General features: G+C 72.8%; 12 protein-coding genes and 3 pseudogenes. 6 read left to right on the forward strand and 9 right to left on the reverse strand.

All coding sequences use genetic code 11. From position 1 onward, the window contains the following. Window positions 1–72: 72 nt before the first annotated feature. Both BJF85_RS11320 and BJF85_RS31365 read left to right on the forward strand, forming a co-directional pair. Window positions 73–4,707 carry an ATP-dependent helicase gene (locus BJF85_RS11320; protein WP_075847200.1) on the forward strand — a complete coding sequence of 1,545 codons (4,635 nt, stop codon included), beginning with the start codon at window positions 73–75 and terminating at the stop codon, window positions 4,705–4,707. Window positions 4,708–4,887: 180 nt separating this feature from the next. Then, window positions 4,888–5,781: a hypothetical protein gene (locus BJF85_RS31365; protein ID WP_369822146.1), complete on the forward strand. Its 894-nt coding sequence runs from the start codon at window positions 4,888–4,890 to the stop codon at window positions 5,779–5,781. Here BJF85_RS31365 and BJF85_RS11330 read toward each other — a convergent pair. From BJF85_RS11330 to BJF85_RS11345, 5 genes are all read right to left on the reverse strand, one after another. After that, complete coding sequence (locus BJF85_RS11330) at window positions 5,771–6,559, reverse strand: GNAT family N-acetyltransferase (RefSeq protein WP_255375563.1); 789 nt, start codon at window positions 6,557–6,559, stop codon at window positions 5,771–5,773. The two genes, BJF85_RS31365 and BJF85_RS11330, sit on opposite strands and share 11 nt — an antisense overlap. After that, the gene (locus tag BJF85_RS29995) at window positions 6,445–6,876 is read right to left on the reverse strand and encodes an ACT domain-containing protein (protein ID WP_255375586.1); all 432 of its coding nucleotides are present in this window, start codon (window positions 6,874–6,876) and stop codon (window positions 6,445–6,447) included. Before BJF85_RS29995 ends, BJF85_RS11330 begins: the two co-directional genes overlap by 115 nt. 99 nt (window positions 6,877–6,975) lie before the next feature. Beyond that, window positions 6,976–7,683 (reverse strand): VOC family protein, encoded by a 708-nt coding sequence (locus BJF85_RS11335; RefSeq protein WP_139320584.1) that lies wholly within the window; start codon window positions 7,681–7,683, stop codon window positions 6,976–6,978. A gap of 54 nt (window positions 7,684–7,737) precedes the next feature. After that, window positions 7,738–8,565 (reverse strand): maleylpyruvate isomerase N-terminal domain-containing protein, encoded by an 828-nt coding sequence (locus BJF85_RS11340; RefSeq protein WP_255375564.1) that lies wholly within the window; start codon window positions 8,563–8,565, stop codon window positions 7,738–7,740. Between the two features lie 62 nt (window positions 8,566–8,627). After that, window positions 8,628–9,167 (reverse strand): SAV_6107 family HEPN domain-containing protein, encoded by a 540-nt coding sequence (locus BJF85_RS11345; protein ID WP_075847206.1) that lies wholly within the window; start codon window positions 9,165–9,167, stop codon window positions 8,628–8,630. Window positions 9,168–9,421: 254 nt separating this feature from the next. Here BJF85_RS11345 and BJF85_RS11350 point away from each other — a divergent pair, with 254 nt between their 5' ends. Together BJF85_RS11350 and BJF85_RS11355 are read left to right on the forward strand one after the other, a co-directional pair. Beyond that, window positions 9,422–9,949 carry a YbaK/EbsC family protein gene (locus BJF85_RS11350; protein ID WP_075847208.1) on the forward strand — a complete coding sequence of 176 codons (528 nt, stop codon included), beginning with the start codon at window positions 9,422–9,424 and terminating at the stop codon, window positions 9,947–9,949. Next, window positions 9,946–10,509 carry a GNAT family N-acetyltransferase gene (locus BJF85_RS11355; RefSeq protein ID WP_075847210.1) on the forward strand — a complete coding sequence of 188 codons (564 nt, stop codon included), beginning with the start codon at window positions 9,946–9,948 and terminating at the stop codon, window positions 10,507–10,509. The genes BJF85_RS11350 and BJF85_RS11355 overlap by 4 nt, the downstream gene beginning before the upstream one ends. A 3-nt stretch (window positions 10,510–10,512) precedes the next feature. Here BJF85_RS11355 and BJF85_RS11360 read toward each other — a convergent pair whose 3' ends face one another. Together BJF85_RS11360 and BJF85_RS11365 are read right to left on the reverse strand one after the other, a co-directional pair. After that, window positions 10,513–11,424 carry a DMT family transporter gene (locus BJF85_RS11360; RefSeq protein ID WP_083666304.1) on the reverse strand — a complete coding sequence of 304 codons (912 nt, stop codon included), beginning with the start codon at window positions 11,422–11,424 and terminating at the stop codon, window positions 10,513–10,515. Window positions 11,425–11,925: 501 nt separating this feature from the next. Then, window positions 11,926–13,588 (reverse strand): annotated as a pseudogene (locus BJF85_RS11365) (DUF885 domain-containing protein). Window positions 13,589–13,690: 102 nt separating this feature from the next. Between BJF85_RS11365 and BJF85_RS11370 the strand changes: the two are divergent. Next, entirely contained in the window at window positions 13,691–14,776 is a 1,086-nt protein-coding gene (locus BJF85_RS11370) for a polyprenyl synthetase family protein (protein ID WP_075847214.1), read from the forward strand. A 64-nt stretch (window positions 14,777–14,840) separates the two neighbouring features. Further along, a pseudogene (locus tag BJF85_RS11375) lies at window positions 14,841–15,619 on the forward strand (LLM class F420-dependent oxidoreductase). 6 nt (window positions 15,620–15,625) lie between these two features. Here the strand turns inward: BJF85_RS11375 and BJF85_RS30000 are convergent. Together BJF85_RS30000 and BJF85_RS30005 are read right to left on the reverse strand one after the other, a co-directional pair. After that, entirely contained in the window at window positions 15,626–15,901 is a 276-nt protein-coding gene (locus tag BJF85_RS30000) for a hypothetical protein (protein WP_255375590.1), read from the reverse strand. Window positions 15,902–15,922: 21 nt separating this feature from the next. Further along, window positions 15,923–16,024 (reverse strand): annotated as a pseudogene (locus BJF85_RS30005) (class I SAM-dependent methyltransferase); the annotation flags it as partial. Between the last annotated feature and the right edge of the window lie 13 nt (window positions 16,025–16,037).

The following is a 16,037-nucleotide window of genomic DNA, read 5'->3' on the forward strand; positions in this document are numbered from 1 at the left end:
GGAACCGCAAGAAGTGACCCGTCGTCCTGGCTCCGCGCCGGGATTGTCGGTGTCCCGACGCATCATGACGGGATGACCGAGTCGGCGACCGAGCTGTTCTCCCCCGCGACCAGGGACTGGTTCACGGGGGCGTTCGCCGCGCCCACGCCCGCGCAGGAGGGCGCGTGGCTGGCCGCGCACGCGGGTGAGCACGCACTGGTCATCGCGCCGACCGGCTCCGGCAAGACCCTCGCGGCGTTCCTGTGGGCCCTCGACCGGCTCGCCACCGCACCGCCGCCGGAGGACCGCAGGCGCCGCTGCCGCGTGCTGTACGTCTCGCCGCTCAAGGCGCTCGCGGTGGACGTCCAGCGCAACCTGCGTTCCCCGCTCACGGGCATCGCGCAGGCCTGCCGGCGGCGGGATCTGCCCGTCCCCGACATCACGGTCGGCATGCGAACCGGCGACACCACGGCGACCGAGCGCCGGTCGTTCCTGCGCACCCCGCCCGACGTGCTCGTGACGACGCCGGAGTCGCTGTTCCTCCTGCTCACCTCGTCGGCCAGGGAGTCGCTCCGCGGTGTCGAGACGGTGATCGTCGACGAGGTGCACGCCGTGACCGGCGGCAAACGGGGTGCGCATCTGGCGCTGTCGTTGGAACGGCTGGACGAGCTGCTGCCCGCGCCCGCGCAGCGGATCGGGTTGTCGGCCACGGTCCGCCCGGTCGACGAGGTGTCCTCGTTGCTGGCCGGCGGCAGGCCGGTGACCGTGGTCCAGCCGGCGACGCCGAAGACCCTGGAGGTCCGCGTCGAGGTGCCGGTCGACGACATGGCGACCCTCGAGGGCCCGGCGCGTTCGGCCGAACCGGGCTCGCTCGAGGACGAGGTCCCCGGCGCCGCGGCGCCGAAGCCGTCGATCTGGCCGTCGGTCGAACAACGCGTGCTCGACCTGGTGCGCGAGCACCGCTCCACGATCGTGTTCGCCAACTCGCGGCGGCTGGCCGAACGGCTCACCGCCCGGCTCAACGAACTGGCGGCCGAACGCACCGAGCTGGAGGCCGGCGACGAGTTCCCCGCCGAGGCGATCGGCGAGTCCGGGCTGACGACCGGTGCCGAGGCGGCCGTGGCGAAGGCGCACCACGGGTCGATGTCGCGCGAACAGCGCACCCGCGTCGAGGAGGAGCTGAAGTCGGGCACGTTGCCGTGCGTCGTGGCGACGTCGTCGCTGGAACTCGGCATCGACATGGGTGCGGTCGACCTCGTGGTGCAGATCGAGGCGCCGCCGACCGTGGCGTCGGGCCTGCAGCGCGTCGGCCGCGCCGGGCACCACGTGGGCGCCCCGTCGTCCGGGGTGATGTTCCCCAAGTTCCGCGGCGACCTCGTCTCGTGTGCCGTGACCGCCGAACGCATGAGCTCCGGCGCCATCGAACGCACCCGCTACCCGCGCAATCCCCTGGACGTGCTGGCCCAGCAGATCGTCGCGATGGTCGCCCTCGAACCCCGCACCGTCGAGGACGTCGCCGCGACCGTGCGCCGCGCCGCCCCGTTCTCGTCGCTGCCGGACGACGCGCTGCACGCCGTGCTCGACATGCTCGCCGGGCGGTACCCGAGCGAGGAGTTCGGCGAGCTGCGCGCCCGCATCACCTGGGACCGCGTCACCGGCGAGCTGCACGGCAGGCCCGGTGCGCAACGCCTCGCCGTCACCTCCGGCGGCACGATCCCCGACCGCGGCCTGTTCACCGTGATGACCCCCGGCGACGACGGCAGACCGGGGAGCCGGGTCGGTGAGCTCGACGAGGAGATGGTCTACGAATCGCGCGTCGGCGACACGATCCTGCTCGGCACGTCGTCGTGGCGGATCACCGACATCACGCACGACCGGGTGATCGTCGTGCCCGCTCCCGGGGTGCCCGCGCGGATGCCGTTCTGGAAGGGCGACGCGCCGGGCAGGCCGCTCGAACTCGGCAGGGCGCTCGGGGCGTTCCTGCGTGAGGTGGCCGGCGCCAAGGACGCGACCGCGCTGCGCCGCGCCGAGGCCGCGGGGCTCGACGAGCGCGCCGCCGCCAACCTCGTCGCCTACCTGCGCGAGCAGCGGGAGGCCACGCGGCACGTCCCCAGCGACCGGACGCTGCTGCTCGAGCGGTTCCGCGACGAGCTCGGCGACTGGCGGGTCGTGGTGCACTCGCCGTTCGGCGCGCAGGTCAACGCGCCGTGGGCGCTGGCGGTCGCCGCCCGGCTGCGCGAGAGCCGCGGCGTCGACGCCCAGGTGGCGCACTCCGACGACGGCATCGTGCTGCGCCTGCCGGAGGCCCTCGACGCCGACGGCCAGGAGATCACGATCACCGCCGAGGACGTGCTGCTCGACCCCGACGAGGTCGAGGCGTTGATCGTCGCCGAGGTGGGCGGGTCGGCGTTGTTCGCGGCGCGATTCCGCGAATGCGCCGCGCGGTCGCTGCTGCTGCCGCGGCGCACTCCCGGCCGCAGGTCCCCGCTCTGGCAGCAACGCCAACGGGCGGCGCAGCTGCTCGGCGTCGCCGCCAAGTACGAACGCTTCCCCGTCGTGCTCGAGGCGATGCGGGAATGCCTGCAGGACGTCTACGACGTCGGCGGGCTGCGCGAGCTGATGACCGACGTCCGCAACCGCAGCGTGTCCCTCGTCGAGGTCGAGACCCTGGCGGCGTCGCCGTTCGCCCGCAGCCTGCTGTTCGGCTACGTGGGCATGTTCCTGTACGAGACGGACGCACCGCTCGCCGAGCGCAGGGCCGCGGCGTTGTCGCTCGACTCGACGTTGCTGGCCGAGCTGCTCGGCACCGAGGCGATCCGAGAACTGCTCGACCCCGAGGTCGTGACGTCGGTGGAACGCTCGTTGCAGCGCCTCGACGAGGACCGGCACGTCCGCGACCTCGAGGACACCGCCGATCTGTTGCGCTTCCTCGGCGACCTGACCGTCGACGAGGCACGGGCGCGCGGGGCCGCGCCCGAGTGGTTGACCGAGCTGGTCGAGACCCGCCGCGCCATCGTGGTGCGTCTGGCCGGGCAGGACCGCTACCTGGCCATCGAGGACGCCGGTCGCGTCCGGGACGCCGTGGGTGCGGCGCTGCCCATCGGCGTGCCCGAGGTGTTCACCGAGCCGGTCGACGATCCGCTCGGCGACCTCGTCACCCGCTACGCGCGCAGCCGGGGTCCGTTCACCGCCGCCGACGTGGCCCACAGGTTCGGGCTCGGCGTCGCCGTCGTCACCGGCGTGCTCGACCGGTTGACCGGTGAGGGGCGGCTCGTCCGGGGCGAACTGCGACCACCGGGTGCCGTCGGCCTCGAGCTGGCAGGTGTCGAGTCCGGTGGTGGCGAGCACGGCGAGCGTGCGGGGACCGAGTACTGCGACGCCGCGGTGTTGCGCCGGCTGCGCCGCGCCTCGCTGGCACGGTTGCGGGCGGAGGTCGAACCGGTCGAACCGGCGGCACTGGGCCGCTTCCTGCCCGCGTGGCACGGCGTCGGAGCACGTCTGCGGTCGGCGCCGACCGCAGACGACGTGCTGGCGGTCGTCGACCAGCTCGCCGGCGCACCGCTGCCGGCGAGCGCGCTCGAATCGCTGATCCTGCCGGCACGACTGCCCGGCTATCACCCGGCGCTGCTGGACGAGCTCACCACGGCCGGCGAGGTCGTGTGGGCGGGCTGCGGGGCGCTCGCCGGGGGCGACGGGTGGATCTCGCTCGCGCCGGCCGACGTCGCCGATCTGGTGTTGCCGGACGCCGACGAGTCGGCCACGGAGACGAGCCCGCTGCACGCCGAGCTCGCGGCGGCCGTGCAGCACGGGGCGTTGTTCTTCCGGGATCTCGTCGACCGCGTCACCCCGCAGCTCGACGAGCGGCCCGCCGATGCGGACGTCGTGGCTGCGCTGTGGGATCTCACGTGGGCGGGACTGGTGTCCGGCGACACGCTCGCCCCGCTGCGCGCCCAGGTCTCCGGACGCGGGGCGACGCACCGAGCACGCCGGTCGCCGCCGCGCGGCCGCTACGCGCGCATGCGCGCCAGCCGGCCCGCGATGCCGTCCCGGACCGGACCGCCCACCGTCGCGGGCCGCTGGGGTCCGACGCCGCCGCGGGAACCCGATCCGACGCGGCGCACCCACGCGCGTACCGAGGTGTTCCTCGAACGGCACGGCGTGCTGACGCGGGGCGCGCTCGACACCGAACGGCTGACCGGCGGATTCTCCGGCGTCTACAAGGTGCTGCGCGGCATGGAGGACTCCGGCCAGGTGATTCGCGGCTACGTCGTCGACGGACTGGGCGCCGCCCAGTTCGCCGCGCGCGGCGCGGTCGACCGGCTCCGCGCCGTGTCCGACACCGCCGGCATGCGCGACACCCAACCGGCCGTGGTGCTGGCGGCGAGCGACCCCGCCCAGCCCTACGGCGCGGCGCTGTCGTGGCCCGACCCGCTCGGCACCACCAAGCACCGGCCGGCGCGGAAGGCGGGCGCGCTCGTCGTGCTGGTCGACGGCGCACCCGTGCTCTACGTCGAACGCGGCGGCCGCTCGCTGTTGTCGTTCACCGAGCACGAGACGGCGCTGCGCGAGGCGGCGCAGGCGTTGTCGGCCGCGGTCCGTGACGGCTGGCTCGGCCAACTGCAGGTGCAGCGCGCCGACGGCGAACAGGCCCTGACCTCCCAGCTCGCGGACGTGCTGCGCGAGGCCGGTTTCCGCGCGACCCCCAAGGGGCTTCGCCTGCGGGCGTGAGCGGGCCTGCGGGCGTGCACGCGGGCCGGGGCCTGGTCTGCACCAGCTGTGCGCATCGCCACTCGAGCGTGACGGGAACTTTGCCGGTTCGTAACCTGTCGACGCCCGGTCAGCCCAGCCCCCGATGAGCTGACACCCCCGAACGGGCCCACCCCGAGCGAAACCCCGAGGACCGTCCCCATGGCAGGTCGACATCGCGCGGACAACCGCGCCCGTCGCACACCCCGAAGATCCCCGTTCCACACCATCGGCACCGCCGGCGAGGCGCCCGAGAACGGCACCGAGGGGATCCCGAACCCCATCGGCGCCGACCCCGACGACGCCACCACTGCCACTGGCACTGGCGATACCGCCGCCGCCGAGGTGGGCGTCCACGCGGTCACGGCCGGTGCGGTGTCCGCCGCGCGGCAACCGTCCCGGTCGCGGTGGCGGACCCCCGTGGCGTTGGGCCTCGCGGCCGCGGCACTGTTGGGCGGCACGGCGTGGGCCAGCAAGGGCCTGACGACCGGTGACGAGCCGAACCGGGCGGCGATGGCGATGCCCGCGGCCACCGACCGCGCCACGTCGCAGCCGGCCGAGTCGAGCTCCGAGCGGCCGACGACGACAAGCCCCACCCCGAGCAGCAGCACCTCCACTGCACCTCCGTCGACCTCGTCGGAGCAGCCGTCGACCACCTCGCAGCAGCCGCCACCCCCGCCGCCGACGCCGACGCCGGAGCCGTGCTCGACGGATCTGGAAGGCACGCAGCCGCATGTGGCGCAGGTCGGCAACCATGTGCTGACGCAGTTCGACGTCGACTCGGTCGGCGGCGTCGCGAGCCGCTCCGGCGCGAGCGACCACCCGAGCGGGCTGGCGCTGGACTTCATGACGACGGGCGAGAACGGCGACCGGATCGCCGAGTACGTCCTGGCGAATCAGGCCGAGTTCGGCGTCACCTACGTCATCTGGGCGCAGCAGTACAACGACGGCAGCGGCTGGTCGATGATGGAGGACCGCGGCAGCGACACCGCGAACCACTACGACCACGTGCACGTGTCGTTCGCGGCCGGAGCCGAGGTCGACGTCAGCTGCTGATCGTGACGCGCAGGTAGCCGTCGTCGGTGCTGCCGGCCGGGTCGAGTCCGGCGCGGACCGCGGTGCGGCTGAGCACGTCGTGGTTGCCACGGGCCGAGGCGACGAGTTCGTCGTGCCCGCGCGCGGAGGCGACGTCGGAGAGTCGACGCAGCAGTGCCGTGCCGACACCGTTGCGCTGCCAACCGTCCTCGACGAGCAACGTCACCTCGGCCGGGCTGCCCGGTTCGTCGATCAGCTGGCCGAGTGCGACGATCTCGCGTCCACAGACGGCGACGACGCTCGTGCCGTGGGCGGGGGTCAGCAGGTCGCGCACTCCCCTGCGTCCGGTGTCGGCGGCACCGGGCATGCCGTCGCGGTAGCGGCCGGCCAGTGTCGCCGGCGAGCAGTGTTCGTGGAGCAGGACGACCGCGTCGGTGTCGGCGACGGCGCCGACCCGCAGGACGAGTTCGGCACCGTCGCCGCATGTGACGACGGTGGGGCCGGCGAGGTTCGTCCGCACGGCTGTGAGCAGGGCGAGCAGCGCCTCGGCCCTGGCGAGTTCCTGATGCAGGAACGGTGCCCAGCGGCGGCGCGCGACGAGCGTGCGGCCGTCGCCGACGGCGAAGACGCCGCGGTGCCCCGTTTCGTCGCGGTCCGGGTTGGCCTCCTCGTCGGGCACGACGGTCACGACGTCGGCGGCGAGAATGTCCCGGACGGCGTCGGCGAGTTCCTCGGGCGCGGTGACGACCCGACCGGCCGCGCCGAGGCTCGCGGCCGCAGGGTCGACGAGTTCGCGCACGTCGCGTCGGCGACTCCGACGCATTCGCAGTCCTCGTGGTCGAGGGCCCCGATGACGTCGGCGCGGGTGATGCCGGGTGCGGGGCGCACGACGATCTCGTCGAGCACGCCGCCCGGCACGGGCAGCACTGTGACGCCGAGGATGTTGCATTCGAGGTCGGCCAGCCGAATCGCGACCCTAGCCAGGGTTCCCGGCCGGTCGTCCATGCGCACTCGGAGGCGCCACGTGGCCGTTACCGGATCACCGTCGGTCACGTCGCCGGGCCACGCACGAGGGACGTCCGAGCGTGCGGGCACGTGTCTGCGGCGGAGGTTCATACCGTCCACGGTTCCGCAGCGGTGTTGCTCGTCGGCGGCGCCGGTGTTTCGCCCTGGTCAGAGCCGCCCACCGAGAGGCAACGAAACGGAAACAGGGAACTACGTGACACTCACCAGGTCGATCACCCCGCCGTCGGGGTCGGTGAGCCGGCCCGCACCCCGGCGGAGCGCGCCGAGCCGGGTGAGACGTTCCGCCTCGTCGGTGAGGCCGGCGGGACCGTCGGGAACGGACAGTTCGACCCGGCACCGCGGTGCGGCCGGCGGCCGGTCGTCGACCCGGAGCAGTTCGAGCCACGGCCCCCGGCCGTGCGGTGCGCGCAGGCCGACGCACACAGGGTCCTCCCGTCCGACGGGCCATCCCGCGGCGACCGACCAGAACTCGGCGGATCGGCGTGGATCGGCCGAGTCGACGACGACCGCGGCCAACGGACCGGTGTCGGCGTACGACGCGCGCGGTTCGAGCACGCAGAACTCGTTGCCTGCGGGGTCGGCCAGCACCACCCACGGCACTGCTCCGCCGTCGTGCTGACCGATGTCGATCGTGGTGGCACCGAGCCGGATCGCTCTGTCCACAGTGTTCTGTTGGTCGCCGGCGTCCCGGCCGCCGGCGAGGTCGAGGTGGATCCGGTTCTTCACGGTTTTCGGTGCGCTCGCGGGAACCAGTCGCAGGGCCGGACCGTTCCGGAGGTGGACGACTTCCCCGCCGTCCGCCGACGTGCTGCGTTCGGCGCCGAGCAGCACAGACCAGAACGTCGCCGCGTCCCGTGGTCGCTCCGCCTCGAACACCACCGCGGACAATCCGCTCATCACGCCACTCCTCTCCGCTCCGACACCCGGCCCGTCACCGCGTCGCCAACCGCATCAGCGCCCACAGCTGCGCGACGGCATCGTCCTTCTCCGCCTCACCTGCATCCTCGCCCGTTTCACCCGCTTCGTCCGGATTCCCGGCGCCCGCGCACCATCTGCGCCATCGGCAGGGCTGCCGATGGTCACAGCGCCGGGGCCGCGCCGACCCCACAACCAGAGGTAGACCTCCACGGGCTCCCCGGATACCACCGTGTGGACGCTCTGCGCCTCGGCTGGATCGCAGCGCCGCGCAAAGACCCGGTCGGGTCCGGCGACGGTGATCCATCCACGGCCACCGGTGACCACGGCGACCTCGCCGACGCGGGTTCCGCACAACCCCAGGCGTGGCAGACGGTGGCCGAACCACAGCATCAACGCCTCGTCGACACCGTCGACGGCGATGTCGTCGCCGTTCCCGGACGGTTCCGCGATCCCGGCCATCCCGCCGACCCCACCGGGGACACCGGAGCCGGTGATCTCGACGGGCATTGCCCCACCGGCGCCCTCGACGTCGACGCGGTGGATGACCGTGTCGTGGGCCATGCGCCGCCGCCAGAAGCCGTACGTCGGGTCGTCGGGCCACCACGTCGGGGCTTCGGCCTGCGCGTCGTGGAAGTCCAGGACCTCCTTCAGGTCGGCGTAACCCTGGCGGACGTAGCTCTCCTGACTCTGTCCCGGTGCCGGCTCACGCTGCCAGTCACCGGGCCGTCGACCGTCGATGAGCCACGCCTGCGCCGCTCGGTACACGCTGCCGACGTGGCGCATCGTGTCGCCGACCGTCCAGCCGGGACAGGTCGGAACCGGCGTATCGGGCGGGACACAGCGCGCCGCGTCGATCAACAATTCGACCTCGTCCCCGAACGCACGAACGATTCGACCGTGATCGATTGTGATCTTCCTCGACATCACCTTCTCCGAATGCGGGCCGGCCGCGCCCCCGATGCACAGCGCGGTGCGACACCCGATTCGGAGCCTGGTTCGGCACCGGATTCGGCGAGGGATTCGGCGATGACCACGTCCACGACCGCGACGAACGTTCCGGCGTGCTCGACGAGCGCCTCGGCGGACCACTCGTCCACGCCGCGCGAGGACCCGGATTGCGCCGCCGCGTGCCGCGCCGAGTGCGCGGCGAAGTAGGCCGCCCAGCCGGACAGTTCGGGTGCCGCCGACTCGAGCAGCGACCACACGCTCTGCGGCTTCGCACGCCCACGATGTGGCCTGCCACGTGCGGCGAGGACCGCCGCGGCAGCGCGCAGAGCCGACATGTACGCACCCGTGAACCGCTCCACGACGTCGGACTCCGCACGTGCCGCGGCGACCCCGCGCCGCGCCTGCGCGACCAGGGACGCGGCCACGGGCGTGACGGGCGGGCCGGCTTCGAACGGCAACGCCCGCTGCCGCGGACTGCCGCCGGACGACCGGACGGTCGACACCGTGTTCGACACACGTGACCCTTCCGGAACGCCCGCCGAAGCCGCCCTTCTCGACGCCCCCGACGTTGTCGCCGTGACGGACATACCCGCCTCCTCACCCCTCGGATCAGCCCTCGATCCACCCCGAGGGCCGTGTTCCGCGAATCCCCTTGATCGAACAACCGTTCGACGTCATCCACGTTAGCGCGCTCCCGCGTCCGGGGCAAGGGGCAGGCCCGCGCCCGGCTGCGTCGCACCGGAGCGGGCGGCCGTGATCTCATAAGGTCATGAGCACCCTCGACCATCCGTCGGTCGCGAAGGTCGCCGCAGCGCTCTCCGAGGCCGATCAGGACGCCGCCGCCCAGGGAATCCGGATCCTTCCCGCGGACGCCCGCACCGCCGAGCTCGCCGCGGCGGCCCTCGGTGTCGAGGTCGGCGCGATCGCCAACAGCCTCGTGTTCCGCGCCACGTTCGCCGACGCCGAGGTCCGCGCGCTGCTCGCGCTGACCTCCGGGGCGCACCGGGCGAACACCGACACCCTCGCCGCGCTCGTCGGCGCCACCGAGGTCGGCCGGGCCGACCCGGAGTTCGTCAAGGAACACACGGGCCAGGCGATCGGCGGGGTCGCGCCGATCGGACACCCGCAGCGGTTGTTGACCCTGGTCGACACCGCCCTCGCCGGCCACCCGGTCGTGTGGGCGGCCGCGGGGCACCCCAAGTCGGTCTACCCCACGACGTTCGACGATCTGCTGGCCGCGACGTCGGGCACCGCCGCCGACGTCAGCGCAGCAGCCGAAGCTGGGCGGCCACGATGACCGCGATGCCCAGCGCCCAGCGTTACGTCCGGCTCTCCGACGAGGAGTTCCGGGCACGGCTGCGCGAGGCGCTGGATCTGTACGTGGCCGCGATGCGCTACCCGGCCGGCACCGCCGAACAGCGTGCCCCGATGTGGCTCACGCACGTGCTGCGCGACGGGTGGCGCTGCGTCGCGGCGCTCGACGACGAGGGCGCGCTGGTCGGCATTGCCTACGGCTATCGTGGCCGCCCCGGCCAGTGGTGGCACGAGCAGGTGCGCCGCGGCGTCGCCGACCGCGAGGGCGAACAGGTGGCCGCCGCGTGGATGGACGACTACTTCGAACTCACCGAGATCCACGTGCGGCCGGGCAGCCAGGGCCGAGGCACCGGCGAGGACCTGCTGCGCAGACTCCTCGACGGCGTCCCCGACTCCCGTGTGCTGCTGTCCACGCCGGAGGGCGACAGCCGGGCGTGGAAGCTCTACCGCAGGATCGGCTTCGACGACGTCCTGCGGCAGTACCGCTTCGCGGGCGACCCCCGTCCGTTCGCCGTGCTCGGCCGCACCCTCCCCCTGGACTGACCGTCAGCGGCGGAGCGAACCCACCGCCACCGCCGACAGCAGCAATGCGGCACCGCACCAGCCGGCCACGCCGAGGGCGTCTCCGAACAACACGACCGCCAGCACCGTGGCCGTCAACGGTTCCAACAGTGCCGCCAACGCCGCGAGCACCGGCTGCGCCACCGCCAGCCCCCGGAAGTACGCGGCGTAGGCCAACGCCGTCGGCACCGCCCCGAGGTAGCCGGCCGCGGCCAGCGCCTCCCAGTGCAACGGGATCGCCAGCCCCGACCAGGCAGCCGCCGGCAGCAACAGCACGCCGCCGGCCAGCAGACCGAACGCCGTGGTCCGCAGCGGGTCGAGACCGGGCACGGGAATGCGGGTCACGAGCGTCAACGTCGCGAAACCCGCACCGGACACCAACGCCACCACCAGACCGGCGGTGAAGCGCCACCGATCGACGGCTCCGTCCGGCGTCCCGGTGAGCAGGACCAGTCCGCCGACGGCACCGGCGACCGACAGCGTCGTGAGCGGATCCGGCCACCGGCGTTCGCGCACGGCCGTGGCGCCGGCGACGAACACGGGCACGCTGCCGATCGTCGCCATCGTCGCGACGCTGACGGACGTCAACGACACCGCGGCGAAGTAGCACGCCTGGAACAGGGCGAGCAGGACGCCCGCGACGAGCACCCGCCGCAGCACCGGGACGGTTCGGGGAAGGAGCTCGCCGGAACCCGGCCGGAACCGGCCGATGAGACCGACCGCAACGACGGTGAACACGCCACCCAGCAGCAGACGGTAGGTCGCGACCGACAGTGCGGACAGGTCGGACGACGAGGCCAGGACCGTCCCGGCGATACCACCGGTGCCCCACAGGACTCCGGCCAGGACGAGACTTCCCGTGCCGGCGCGCGGGCGCGCCGGCACGTTCGTGGATATGGACACGAGAAACACTCCAGCGTCGGAAGAAGGGTGTGCAGGACTTCTTCACGCGGGGCGTTTCGGACGATCACGGTGCCGGCAGCGTTGGTCGCGCTGCTTGCGTTGCTCGCGCCGGCAGCGCTGTTCACGTGGTCGCGCTGGTCGCGCTGTCGACTGTCACGGCAGCACCGATCGCCGTGCGGCCACCGTGGTGTCGGGTGGTCGCACGGAGCGGTCCTGCTCGTCTACGCCCCGCGGAGGGGGCGCGGCGGTGGAGTGATCGGGAACAGCCGATGCATGCCGACCACCCTAGCGACCACGAACGCAGCACTCGCGGGGTTTTTGACGCCGATCTCGCGGTGCTCCACGCCGATCTCGCGAGGGGAAGATTCGTCGCATCGGGCGCTGCCGCGCGTCAGCGCGTCGTTGGGGGGTGGTGGTTGGGCGACGGGTGGGCGCGACCATGGGGCCCTTGGGGGCACTCTGGATGCGCCCGAGGCCATGGTGCTCGGAGGGACGTCAGCCGACGAGAAGGTCGCGGAGGGTGCCCAGGCCCATGCCGCCCATGCGGAGGGCGGTGCGGTGGAAGTCGGCCAGGTCGAAGGCGTCGCCCGCGCTGCGCCGGGCCTCGTCACGCGCCTCGAGCCACAGCTTCTCGCCGAGCTTGTACGACGGTGCCTGGCCCGGCCAGCCGAGGTAGCGGTCGATCTCGTCGCGCACGTGATCGGCGTCGGTGATCGTGCGGGTCAGCATGAATTCCAGCCCCAGGTCCGGGGTCCACCGCTCGCCCTCGTGGAAGCCGGTGCCCGCGGGGATCTCGAGTTCGAGGTGCATGCCGATGTCGACGATCACGCGGGCGGCGCGGAACAGGTGCGCGTCGAGCATGCCGAGCAGGTTGCCGTCGTCGTCGAGGTAGCCGAGGTCGCGCATGAGCCGCTCGGCGTACAGCGCCCATCCCTCGGCGTGCCCGGAGGTCAGGGCCATGAGCCGCTGGAACCGGTTGAGCGTGGGCTCGTACACCGACGTCGCGATCTGCAGATGGTGGCCGGGCACACCCTCGTGGTAGACGGTCGTGACCTCCCGCCACGTCGAGAAGTCGGTCTTGTCCTGCGGCACCGACCACCACATCGTGCCCGGACGGGAGAAGTCCTCGCTCGGCGCGTGGTAGTACGCGCCGACGCCGCCGCCGGGCGGGGCGATGCGACATTCGAGGGCCATCAACGCGTCCGGCAGGTCGAAGTGCGTGCCGCGCAGCGAGCGGAGCGCCTCGTCGGAGAGCTGCTGCATCCACTCGCGGAACGCGGCCTGGCCGCTGACGCGGTAGCGCGGGTCGGCGTCGAGCGCGGCGGCCGCCTCGGCCAGGGTGGCGCCCGGCTTGATGCGTTCGGCGACCTCCTTGGCCTCCCGTTCGACGCGGGTGAACTCCGCCCAACCCCATTCGTAGGCCTCGCGCAGGTCGAGGTCGCGCCGGTGAAGTAGCGCGACCACGTGCGGTAGACGTCCTCACCGACGGCGTCCTTCTCCGGCGCTGCGGGGCCAGTTCGGCACGCAGGAAACCGGCGAACTCGGCATAGGCCTCCTGAGCGGACGTCGCGGCGCGTTCGAGGTCCCCGCGCAACGCCTCGGACCCACCGGCCCCCGAGGCCCCGGAAATCAGGGTGCGGAAGTACCCGTCGCCGCTCATGCCCGCCCACGTCTCGGCCTGCTCGGCGACCTTGCTCAGCTGGCGGATCGCCGGCACCCGGCCCCGGTCGGCCGAGGCGAGCAGCGCGGCGCGGACGCTGTCGAGCGCGCCGGGCACCCGCGTCATGCGCTTGGCGATCGTCTCCCACTGTTCGGGCGTGTCCTGCGGCATCAGGTCGAACACGGTGCGGATCTCCTGCACCGGGCTCGCGATGACGTTCAGCGACGCCAGGTCCAGACCCGCGTCGTGAATCTCGAGATCGATCGTGCCGCGTTCGAGGAACACCGCCTTCGCGACGCGTTCGCCCTCGTCGGCGGGTTCGGTCGCCTCCACCTCGCGTACCGCGCGCCGGGTCAGCGCCGCACGATTGGCCCGCCCCTCGGGCGAGTAGTCGGTGAGCTGGTCGTCGTAGCCGGCGACCCCCAGTGCCGTGGCCTCGACCGGATCGGCGGCCGCGTAGTCGTCGACGAATCGGTTCTCAATCTCGTGCACGGTCATGGGCCGGACGTTACCCGGACGCGGGGGCGGTGCGCGTGCGGTTTGCGGCGGATTCGCAGGCGCACCGCATCCGCCCCGAACGATGCCTGGAACGATGGGGCCATGAGCCAGCCCGACTTCGACGCCGACCTGCCCGCGCGCATCGGCGAGGCGCTGACCGACTTCCTCGACGGCGCGGCCGCGACGATCGTCCGCACCGAACCCGCCTTCACCAGCGCCACCGACACGTTGCGCGATTTCGTGCTCGGCGGCGGCAAACGACTGCGTCCCACGTTCGCGTGGTGGGCGTGGCGCGGCGCGGGCGGCGACCCCGCCGGTGAGGACACGCGGGGCGTGCTGCAGGCGGTGTCGAGTCTCGAGCTGATCCAGGCGTGCGCGCTGATCCACGACGACGTGCTCGACTCGTCCGACTCGCGGCGCGGATCGCCGACGGTGCACGTGGCGTTCGCCGCCGAGCACGCGCGCAGCAGCTGGCTGGGCTCGCCCGACCAGTTCGGGTTGGCGGCGGCCGTGTTGATCGGCGACCTCGCACTCGCGTGGGCCGACGACATGTTCGCCGACGCCCCGCTGCCCGCCGACGTGCTGCGCAGGGCCAGGCCCGCGTGGCGGTCGATGCGTTCGGAGCTGATGGCCGGTCAGTATCTCGACGTGCGCACGCAGGCCACGGGTGACGAGTCGGTTGATGCGGCGTTGCGCATCAACCTGCTCAAGACCGCCGCGTACACGGTGCAGCGTCCGTTGCACCTGGGCGCGTCGCTGGCCGGTGCGGGCGAGGACGTCGTCGGCCCGCTGCTGACGTTCGGCGGCGACATCGGCGTGGCGTTCCAGCTGCGCGACGACCTGCTCGGCGTGTTCGGTGACCCGTCGGTCACCGGCAAGCCCGCGGGCGACGACCTGCGCGAGGGCAAGCGCACCCTGCTGGTGGCGCTGGGCCTGCAGCTGGCCCGCGAACGCGGCACCGACACGGCCGTGCTCGACTCCGCCCTCGGCACACCCGACCTGACCGACGAGCACGTCGACCGCGTGCGGGAACTGCTCACCGACGTCGGGGCCGTGGCCGAGGTGGAACGGCGGATCGACACGCTCACCGATTCCGCGCTCACCGCGCTCGACGACGCGCAGCTGGCCGACCCCGCGCCGAAGAGCCTCACCGCGCTCGCCGTGAAGGCCACGCAGCGCACCCACTGAGGGACCGGCCCGGCGGGCGGATCGCACACGTTGCTGCCCGCGCATTCGTGACTACGCTGGAAGCATGACCTCCAGGAACGTCCGAATTGGACTCCAGCTGCAGCCCCAGCACGCCGACTACGACACGATGCGCCGCACCGCAGCCGAGGCGGAGGAACTCGGCGTGGACATCCTGTTCAACTGGGACCACTTCTACCCGCTGTACGGCGACCCCGACGGTCTGCACTTCGAGTGCTGGACGATGTTGGGCGCGTGGGCCGAGCAGACGTCGGACATCGAGATCGGCGCGCTCGTCACGTGCAACAGCTACCGCAACCCGGATCTGCTCGCCGACATGGCTCGCACGGTCGACCACATCTCCGGGGGCCGGCTGATCCTCGGCATCGGCGCCGGATGGTTCCAGAAGGACTACGACGAGTACGGCTACGAGTTCGGCACCGCGGGCGGCCGGCTCGCCGACCTGGCCGAGGCCATGCCGCGGATCGAGAGCAGGCTCGCCAAGCTCAACCCGGCGCGACCCGCGACATCCCGGTGCTCATCGGCGGTGGCGGCGAGAAGAAGACGCTGCGGCTGGTGGCCAAGCACGCGAACATCTGGCACGGGTTCGGCGACGTCGAGGTGGCGAAGCGGAAGCTGTCGATCCTCGACCAGCACTGCGCCGACGTCGGCCGCGACCCCGCGGAGATCGAACGGTCCGTCGGCGTGAAGGGCGACCCGGCCGATTCGGGCAACGCCCTGCTCGACCTCGGCATCACGCTGTTCACCGTCGACGCGGGCGGTCCGGACTACGACCTGAGCACGCTGCGGAAGTGGCTCGCCTGGCGCGACGCCCAGAACGGCTGAGCCCGCTCAGGCACGGGCCTGCACGATACTGACGCGACCGAACGAACGGTCGATATGCCCGAGCTCGCCGGCGTCGGCGAATCCGGCGCCGGAGAGCAGCTCGACGAGCACATCGCCGGCATTGTTCGCCGTCTTCTCGTGCCCCGCTTTCCTGCGCCACCGGCGGCCGTGATGGTGGCCGTGATGGGGGCCGTGTCCGTGGTTGTGTTCGTGACCGGCCTCGGTCAGGTAGCCGTGGCCGCCGAAGTCGACGATCGTCACGGTGCCGCCGGGCCGGAGCACCCGGCGGGCCTCGCGGGCGAACGCCGTGCGCTGCTCGTCGGGGAGATGGTGCAGGGCGAGGGCGGAGACGACGTGGTCGAACGCGCCGTCGTCGGCGGGCAGCCGGTCGGCGTAGCCCTGCACGAGGGTGAGCGAC

Source organism: Saccharomonospora sp. CUA-673, from assembly GCF_001942305.1.
GTDB lineage: Bacteria > Actinomycetota > Actinomycetes > Mycobacteriales > Pseudonocardiaceae > Prauserella.